Origin of the sequence: Yoonia sp. 67-2 (assembly GCF_035117555.1) — a bacterium.
Lineage (GTDB): Bacteria > Pseudomonadota > Alphaproteobacteria > Rhodobacterales > Rhodobacteraceae > Yoonia.
Genome location: NZ_JAYKPK010000014.1, coordinates 40524 through 47457 on the forward strand (window position 1 = coordinate 40524; position 6934 = coordinate 47457).

Annotated in this window: 3 protein-coding genes; 1 reads left to right on the plus strand and 2 read right to left on the minus strand. The window is 59.7% G+C overall.

All coding sequences use genetic code 11. From position 1 onward, the window contains the following. Positions 1 to 4 precede the first annotated feature (4 nt). Positions 5 to 3769: a methionine synthase gene (gene metH, locus VOY09_RS17545; protein ID WP_322895830.1), complete on the plus strand. Its 3765-nt coding sequence runs from the start codon at positions 5 to 7 to the stop codon at positions 3767 to 3769. 413 nt (positions 3770 to 4182) lie between these two features. On the opposite strand, the gene VOY09_RS17550 is transcribed toward metH, so the two are convergent. Together VOY09_RS17550 and VOY09_RS17555 are read right to left on the minus strand one after the other, a co-directional pair. After that, positions 4183 to 5259: a hybrid-cluster NAD(P)-dependent oxidoreductase gene (locus VOY09_RS17550; protein WP_322895832.1), complete on the minus strand. Its 1077-nt coding sequence runs from the start codon at positions 5257 to 5259 to the stop codon at positions 4183 to 4185. Beyond that, on the minus strand, positions 5260 to 6498 hold the full coding sequence (locus VOY09_RS17555; RefSeq protein WP_322895834.1) for an aromatic ring-hydroxylating dioxygenase subunit alpha: 1239 nt from the start codon (positions 6496 to 6498) through the stop codon (positions 5260 to 5262). Positions 6499 to 6934: the final 436 nt, after the last annotated feature.

A 6934-nucleotide genomic window follows, 5' to 3' on the forward strand; every position in this document is an offset into this window, starting at 1 on the left:
GACCATGACCAGTATCTTGCCAAAATCCCCCGCCTTTGACCGTATTGCCGCCGCTGCTGCCGACCGCATCCTGATCATGGATGGCGCGATGGGGACGCAGATTCAGGTGCTCGGGTTTAACGAGGGTGATTTCACCGCGCATGGTGCAGGCTGCGGCTGCCATCCCCGGATTTTCAGCGACGATCCTTTGCCGCAGCAAGGCAACAATGATCTGCTGATTTTGACCCAGCCGCAGGCGATCGAGGATATCCACTATGCCTATGCCAAGGCGGGCGCGGATATTGTTGAGACGAATACGTTTTCATCGACCACGATTGCCCAGGCGGATTATGGGCTGGAACATCTGGTCTATGACCTGAACTTTCACGGCGCGCGGCTGGTGCGGCAGGCGCTGGACCGTGCCACGGCAGAGGATGGGCGCGAACGTTTCGTCGCAGGCGCGCTGGGGCCGACCAACCGGACGGCGTCGATGTCGCCCGATGTGAACAACCCCGGCTACCGCGCTGTCACGTTCGAGCAATTGCGCGCCGCCTATGCCGAACAATTGCGCGGGCTGATCGATGGCGGCGCTGATCTGATCCTGATCGAGACGATTTTTGACACGCTCAACGCCAAGGCCGCGATTTTCGCCTGTGAGGAGATTTTTGCCGCCAATGGCCTGCGCCTGCCGGTGATGATTTCCGGCACGATCACGGATAGGTCGGGGCGGACCTTGTCTGGCCAGACGCCGACCGCGTTCTGGCATGCGGTGCGCCATGCGGACCCGCTGACCATCGGGTTGAATTGCGCGCTGGGTGCTGCCGAGATGCGCGCGCATCTGGCGGAATTGTCGGCCACCGCCGATACGCTGATCTGCGCCTATCCCAATGCGGGCCTGCCGAATGAATTCGGTGAATATGATGAAAGCCCTGCTTTCATGGCCGAACAGATCGCGGAATTCGCGAAATCTGGGCTGGTGAATATCGTCGGCGGCTGCTGCGGGTCAACGCCGGAGCATATCCGCGCGATTGCGGATGCGGTGGCGGGGTATAAACCGCGCGTCGTGCCGGACCATGTGCCGCTGATGCGGCTGTCGGGGTTGGAGCCGTTTACGCTGACCAGCGACATCGCTTTCGTGAACGTGGGCGAGCGGACGAATGTCACCGGCTCTGCCAAGTTCCGCAAACTGATCACCAACCGCGATTATGCGGCGGCGGTCGATGTGGCGCGTGATCAGGTGGAAAACGGTGCGCAGATCATCGACGTGAACATGGATGAAGGCTTGATCGACAGCAAACAGGCGATGATCGAATATCTGAACCTGATTGCGGCGGAACCTGATATCGCCCGCGTGCCGGTGATGATCGACAGTTCCAAATGGGAAGTGATCGAGGCGGGTCTGCAATGCGTGCAGGGCAAATCCATCGTCAATTCGATCAGCATGAAAGAAGGCGAAGAGGCGTTTCTGCATCAGGCGCGGCTGTGCCGTGCTTACGGTGCGGCGGTGGTCGTCATGGCCTTTGACGAGGACGGACAGGCCGATACCGAGGATCGCAAGGTCGAGATCTGCACACGCGCCTACAAGCTGCTGACCGAAGAGGTCGGGTTCCCGCCGGAAGATATCATTTTCGACCCCAATGTGTTCGCCATTGCGACGGGGATCGAAGAACACGACAATTATGGCGTCGATTTCATCAATGCCACCCGCCGGATCAAGGCCGATCTGCCGCATGTCCATATCTCTGGCGGTGTGTCGAACCTGTCGTTCAGTTTCCGTGGCAATGAACCTGTGCGCGAGGCGATGCATGCGGTGTTCCTGTACCATGCGATTCAGGTCGGCATGGATATGGGGATCGTCAATGCGGGGCAGCTCGCGGTTTATGACAGTATTGATCCTGATCTGCGCGACGCGTGTGAAGATGTGGTGCTGAACCGCACACCGGATGCGACCGAGAATATGCTGGTGATCGCCGAGCGGTTCAAATCCACCGGCGCGCGCGAGGCCAAGGAACGCGATCTGAAATGGCGCGACTGGTCGGTGGAAAAACGGCTGGAACATGCTTTGGTCAATGGGATCACCGAATTCATCGATGCCGATACAGAAGAGGCGCGTTTGCAGGCCGACCGCCCGCTGCATGTGATCGAAGGGCCGCTGATGGCGGGGATGAATGTGGTGGGCGATCTGTTCGGCGCCGGCAAGATGTTCCTGCCGCAGGTCGTGAAATCCGCCCGCGTGATGAAACAGGCGGTCGCGGTGCTGTTGCCCTATATGGAAGAAGAGAAACGCCTGAAGGGTGGCACGGGCCGCGAATCTGCGGGCAAGGTGCTGATGGCCACGGTCAAAGGCGATGTGCATGATATCGGTAAGAATATCGTGGGCGTCGTGCTGGCCTGCAACAATTACGATATTATCGATCTGGGCGTGATGGTGCCAGTGGCGAAGATTCTGGAGGTCGCGAAGGCAGAGAATGTCGATATCATCGGTCTGTCCGGGCTGATCACGCCGTCCTTGGATGAAATGGTCCATGTCGCCGCAGAAATGGAACGCGCTGGGCTGGATATTCCGCTGCTGATCGGCGGCGCGACGACATCCCGCGTGCATACGGCGGTAAAAATCCACCCCAATTACGGGCGCGGGCAGGCGGTTTACGTGACCGATGCCAGCCGGGCGGTGGGTGTCGTGTCTGCTTTGCTCTCGCCAGAGCAGAAGACAGGCTATGTCGATGGCATCCGCGCGGAATATGAAAAGGTCGCGGATAATCATGCGCGGTCAGAACTGGCGAAGAAACGCATGCCACTGCCTGTGGCGCGCGCCAATGCGCTGAAAATCGACTGGCAGGATTATCAGGTGCCTGCGCCGTCATTTCTGGGCACAAAGGTTTATGAAGATTGGGATCTGGCGGAACTGGCCCGTTATATCGACTGGACGCCGTTTTTCCGGACCTGGGAATTGAAGGGGATATACCCCAAGATCCTGCAGGATGAAAAACAGGGCGAGGCGGCGCGCGCGCTGTTTGCCGATGCGCAGGAGATGTTGGCGCAGATCATCGCTGAAAAATGGTTCTGCCCGCGTGCGGTGGTCGGGTTCTGGCCAGCCAATGCGGCGGGGGATGATATCCGCCTGTTCACCGATGACTCGCGCGTGGGTGATCTGGCCACCTTGCACACCTTGCGCCAGCAGGTCAGCAAGCGTGACGGTCGCCCCAATGTGGCTTTGTCTGATTTCGTGGCACCTGAGGGCACGCCGGATTATGTCGGTGGGTTTGTCGTGACCGCCGGGGTCGAGGAAATTGCCATCGCCGAACGCTTTGAAAAAGCGGGCGATGACTTCAATGCGATTCTGGTGAAGGCGCTGGCGGATCGCTTTGCCGAAGCCTTTGCCGAGCGGATGCATGAATTGGTGCGGCGGGAGCTTTGGGGTTATGCGCCCGATGAAACGCTTGATCCGGTTGAACTGATCGGCGAGCCCTATCGCGGCATCCGCCCGGCACCGGGATATCCCGCCCAGCCGGACCATACCGAGAAGGTGACATTGTTCCATCTGCTGGATGCGGAGGCCGCGACTGGCGTCACTTTGACCGAAAGCATGGCGATGTGGCCGGGCTCTTCGGTCTCGGGTCTCTATATCGGGCATCCGGAGGCCTATTACTTTGGTGTCGCCAAGGTCGAACAGGATCAGGTGCTGGATTATGCCGCGCGCAAGGATATGCCGGTGGCCGAGGTCGAACGCTGGCTGGGTCCGGTGTTGAACTATGTGCCGCAGCCCAAACCGGCTTTGGCGGCGGAATAGGGCGAGGCCCCGGGGCAAGCCCGGGGCGTTTGCTGTTGTGAGCGCTTGCCCGCAGTTGCACCCGGGTAAGATGAGTATTTTGGGAAATAAGAAGATGGGGCGTCGTGCGGGGGCTTGCCGATATCTTCCCCGCGGGGAAGATCGGTGATGCCTGGCATGGCCAGTTTGGACATGAAGAGCCGATGCGGGCTGAAAAACCCGCGCGGGCGCATTTTCAGCAGAGCGCGGATACCTTCCCCGCGGGGAAGATTGTTGATGCCTGTCATGGCCGGTTTGTACATTAATAGCCGATGCGGGTTAACGAAATGTGAACGGCCCGCGCGCGGCGCAACACAAGGTCCGGAAGTTGCGGGGCAGCGTCGGGAGATCCTGCCTTTGGCAAGTCATTCTGGAAACGCGAAAGCGGCCCTGCATTATATATCGACGGTGACGCGCCCCAGCGGGTTGGAGCAACAGGCGAGGATATAGCCCTCGGCGATATCTTCGTCTGATATCCCGCCGTTATGGACCATATGCACCTCGCCCGCGGTTTTCCTGATCTTGCAGGTGCCGCAGAGGCCGAAGGTGCAGCCTGAGGGGATGTTCAGCCCGTTGGCGCGGGCGACGGCCAGCACGGTGTCGGTTTCGGTGCATTTCGCCACCACGCCTGATGCGGCAAAGGTAATCTGTGCGCCAGTATCGGCATCGGGGGTGATGTCGTTGATCTCGGGCGCATCGGCGGCTTTTGCGACCGGGGCCTGAAAGCTTTCCTGATGATAGCGGTCCATGTCATAGCCAAGCGCGTTCAGCATATCGCGCACCGCCTGCATGAAAGGTTCCGGGCCGCAGCAGAACACCTCTCGTTCCAGATAATCGGGGGCCATCAGGCCCAGCATGATCTGATTGAGCCGCCCGTGATAGCCGTGCCAGACGCGGAATGGATCGGGTTCCTCGACGGTATAGCGCAATTGCAGCCCCGGCACCCGGTTGGCGAATTGATCGAGCCTTTCGCGAAAGATAATCTCGGACGGGCGGCGGGCGGCATGGACGAAGACGATATCGGGCATGTCGCCGCTGTCCCAGGCCCAGGTGGTCATCGACATCATTGGGGTGATGCCAGAGCCTGCGGAGATAAAGAGGTATTTATCGGCAGGTGCGCGGTGAAAGCTGAAGATGCCGGCGGGACCGTAGGCCTTGATCTTCATACCGGGGCGCAGATGATCGAGCATCCAGCGGGTGCCGATGCTGTCCTTTTGCGCCTTGACCGTGACCGAGATCGACAGGGGCCGCGACGGGCTGGACGATATCGTATAGGTGCGCTGCACCGATTGCCCCGGCACCGGCAGGTCGAGCGTCAGGAATTGCCCCGGCTGATAATCGAACCAGGCCCCCGAGGGCGCGCGGAACGTGAAAGAGGCGACATCCGCCGTTTCCGGGATGACCATGACGCATTCGAGTAACTCATCATCACGCCAGGCGGCGGTGCTGCTGATCCGTGTTGCGACAGGCATCTATTCGGCCGCCACTGCAGGCTGCGGGGTCAGCCTGTTGGTCAGCAGGCCGGCATACCAATCGACAAATTGAATCACCCCTTCTTCGTGGATGGTGGAATAGGGGCCGGGTTCATAGGCGGGGGACAGAATACCTTTCTGGTTTTCCTCGACGACCTGACGGTCTTCGTCATTGGTGTTCAGCCAGACCTCTGTCAGGGTTTTCAGATCGTAATCTTCGCCTTCAACCGCGTCCTTGTGGACCAGCCAGGTCGTCGTCACCTCGGTTTCGGTCGGAGAGATCGGCAGCACGCGGAACGTGATCGCATGATCGCCCAGAAAATGATTCCAGGTGTTGGGATAGTGGAAGAACAGCAAGGTGCCGACATCGTTGAATGGCATCGCGCCCATGCGTCTGGCGACCGCCGCCCTGGTGGACATCGTATAGCTTTCGGCATTGTTGAGCAGCGGCACCCGCGCCAGCCGCCATTGCATGTCGGGCGCATGGGTGAACCGCGATGGCAGGCCCGCCGCTTCACAGCGCGCCCAATGGGCCAGGATTTCAGGGCTGGCCTGATCGGGGCCAGACATCGCGCCGATCTTGGGATTGTCCGAAAACGTCCGGCAGAGTGCGGGATGCGCGCCGGAGCAATGATAACATTCGCGGTTATTCTCGATCACCAGTTTCCAGTTGCCGTTTTCCACGATGGTGGAACTATGGGCGACTTTGGCATCTTTCAGCCGCGACGGCGCAAGGAAGGTGGTCAATTGCTTGGCCAGATCGGCGATCGGTGGCGGCACTTGGGCAAGACAGACAAAGACCATCCCGCCCAGATCGATGCAATGGACCTTTTTCAGGCCATGTTGCGCCGGATCAAACCCGTCACCCATATCGCGGGCATAGAGCAGCTTGCCATCCAGACCATAGGTCCATTGGTGATAAGGACAGACCAGATTGGGGGTCGATCCGGTGGTCGTCGCGCAAAGCCGCTGGCCGCGATGCCGACAGACATTGTGAAAAGCGCGGATCATCCCGTCATTGCTGCGCACGATCACCACCGGATAGGCGCCGATCTGCAATGTGGCGAAAGCCCCGGGTTTCGGCAATTGTGGGGCGGGCAGGGCAAACAGCCATTCGCGATAAAAGATCTGGTCAAGATCGGTGTGATAGACACCGGCGTCACAATAGAGGTCGCGTTCGAGCGCATAGTTTGGACGGCGGGCGTTCAGACGGTCCAGCGTCTCGGTGGGGGTCAACATGGTACCTCGCTTTGCACGGTGCAGCGTGCGGATGGAGAAAGCCGGATAGCGGGCCGGTGCTAGCAGGCAGATTATCGCGACACGGGGCTGGCGACCGCTGAAATACGACACAAGGCCGACGAAGCGCGCCGCCGGTTCGGATTCGACTCATGCCGGGACTGATTCCGACGAATCTGTGTGTCATACTGCGCTCTGCCAGCGGTGTTCGCGGGGCGTCATGTGTCTGGGGTCGTGGTCAGCCACTATATATGGTGTTCTTATTGCAGGGTTTTTCGGCAAACTGCACATCTGGCGGATTGGTTCCGAAAAAAATGCAGGCGAAGTTACAAAAACTTCAAAAAGGGGGTTGCGGGTGCACGGTACTAACCGTAGAACCCCCCTCACCGGCGGCGCAGAGATGCACTGGCGGGGCGCTGGACGGGACGGAATGTTGGAA

Bases quoted from the DNA above. Each gene is read 5' to 3' on its own strand.
- VOY09_RS17550 (WP_322895832.1), bottom strand. From the start codon at position 5,259: ATGCCTGTCGCAACACGGATCAGCAGCACCGCCGCCTGGCGTGATGAT.
- VOY09_RS17555 (WP_322895834.1), bottom strand. From the start codon at position 6,498: ATGTTGACCCCCACCGAGACGCTGGACCGTCTGAACGCCCGCCGTCCA.
- metH (WP_322895830.1), top strand. From the start codon at position 5: ATGACCAGTATCTTGCCAAAATCCCCCGCCTTTGACCGTATTGCCGCC.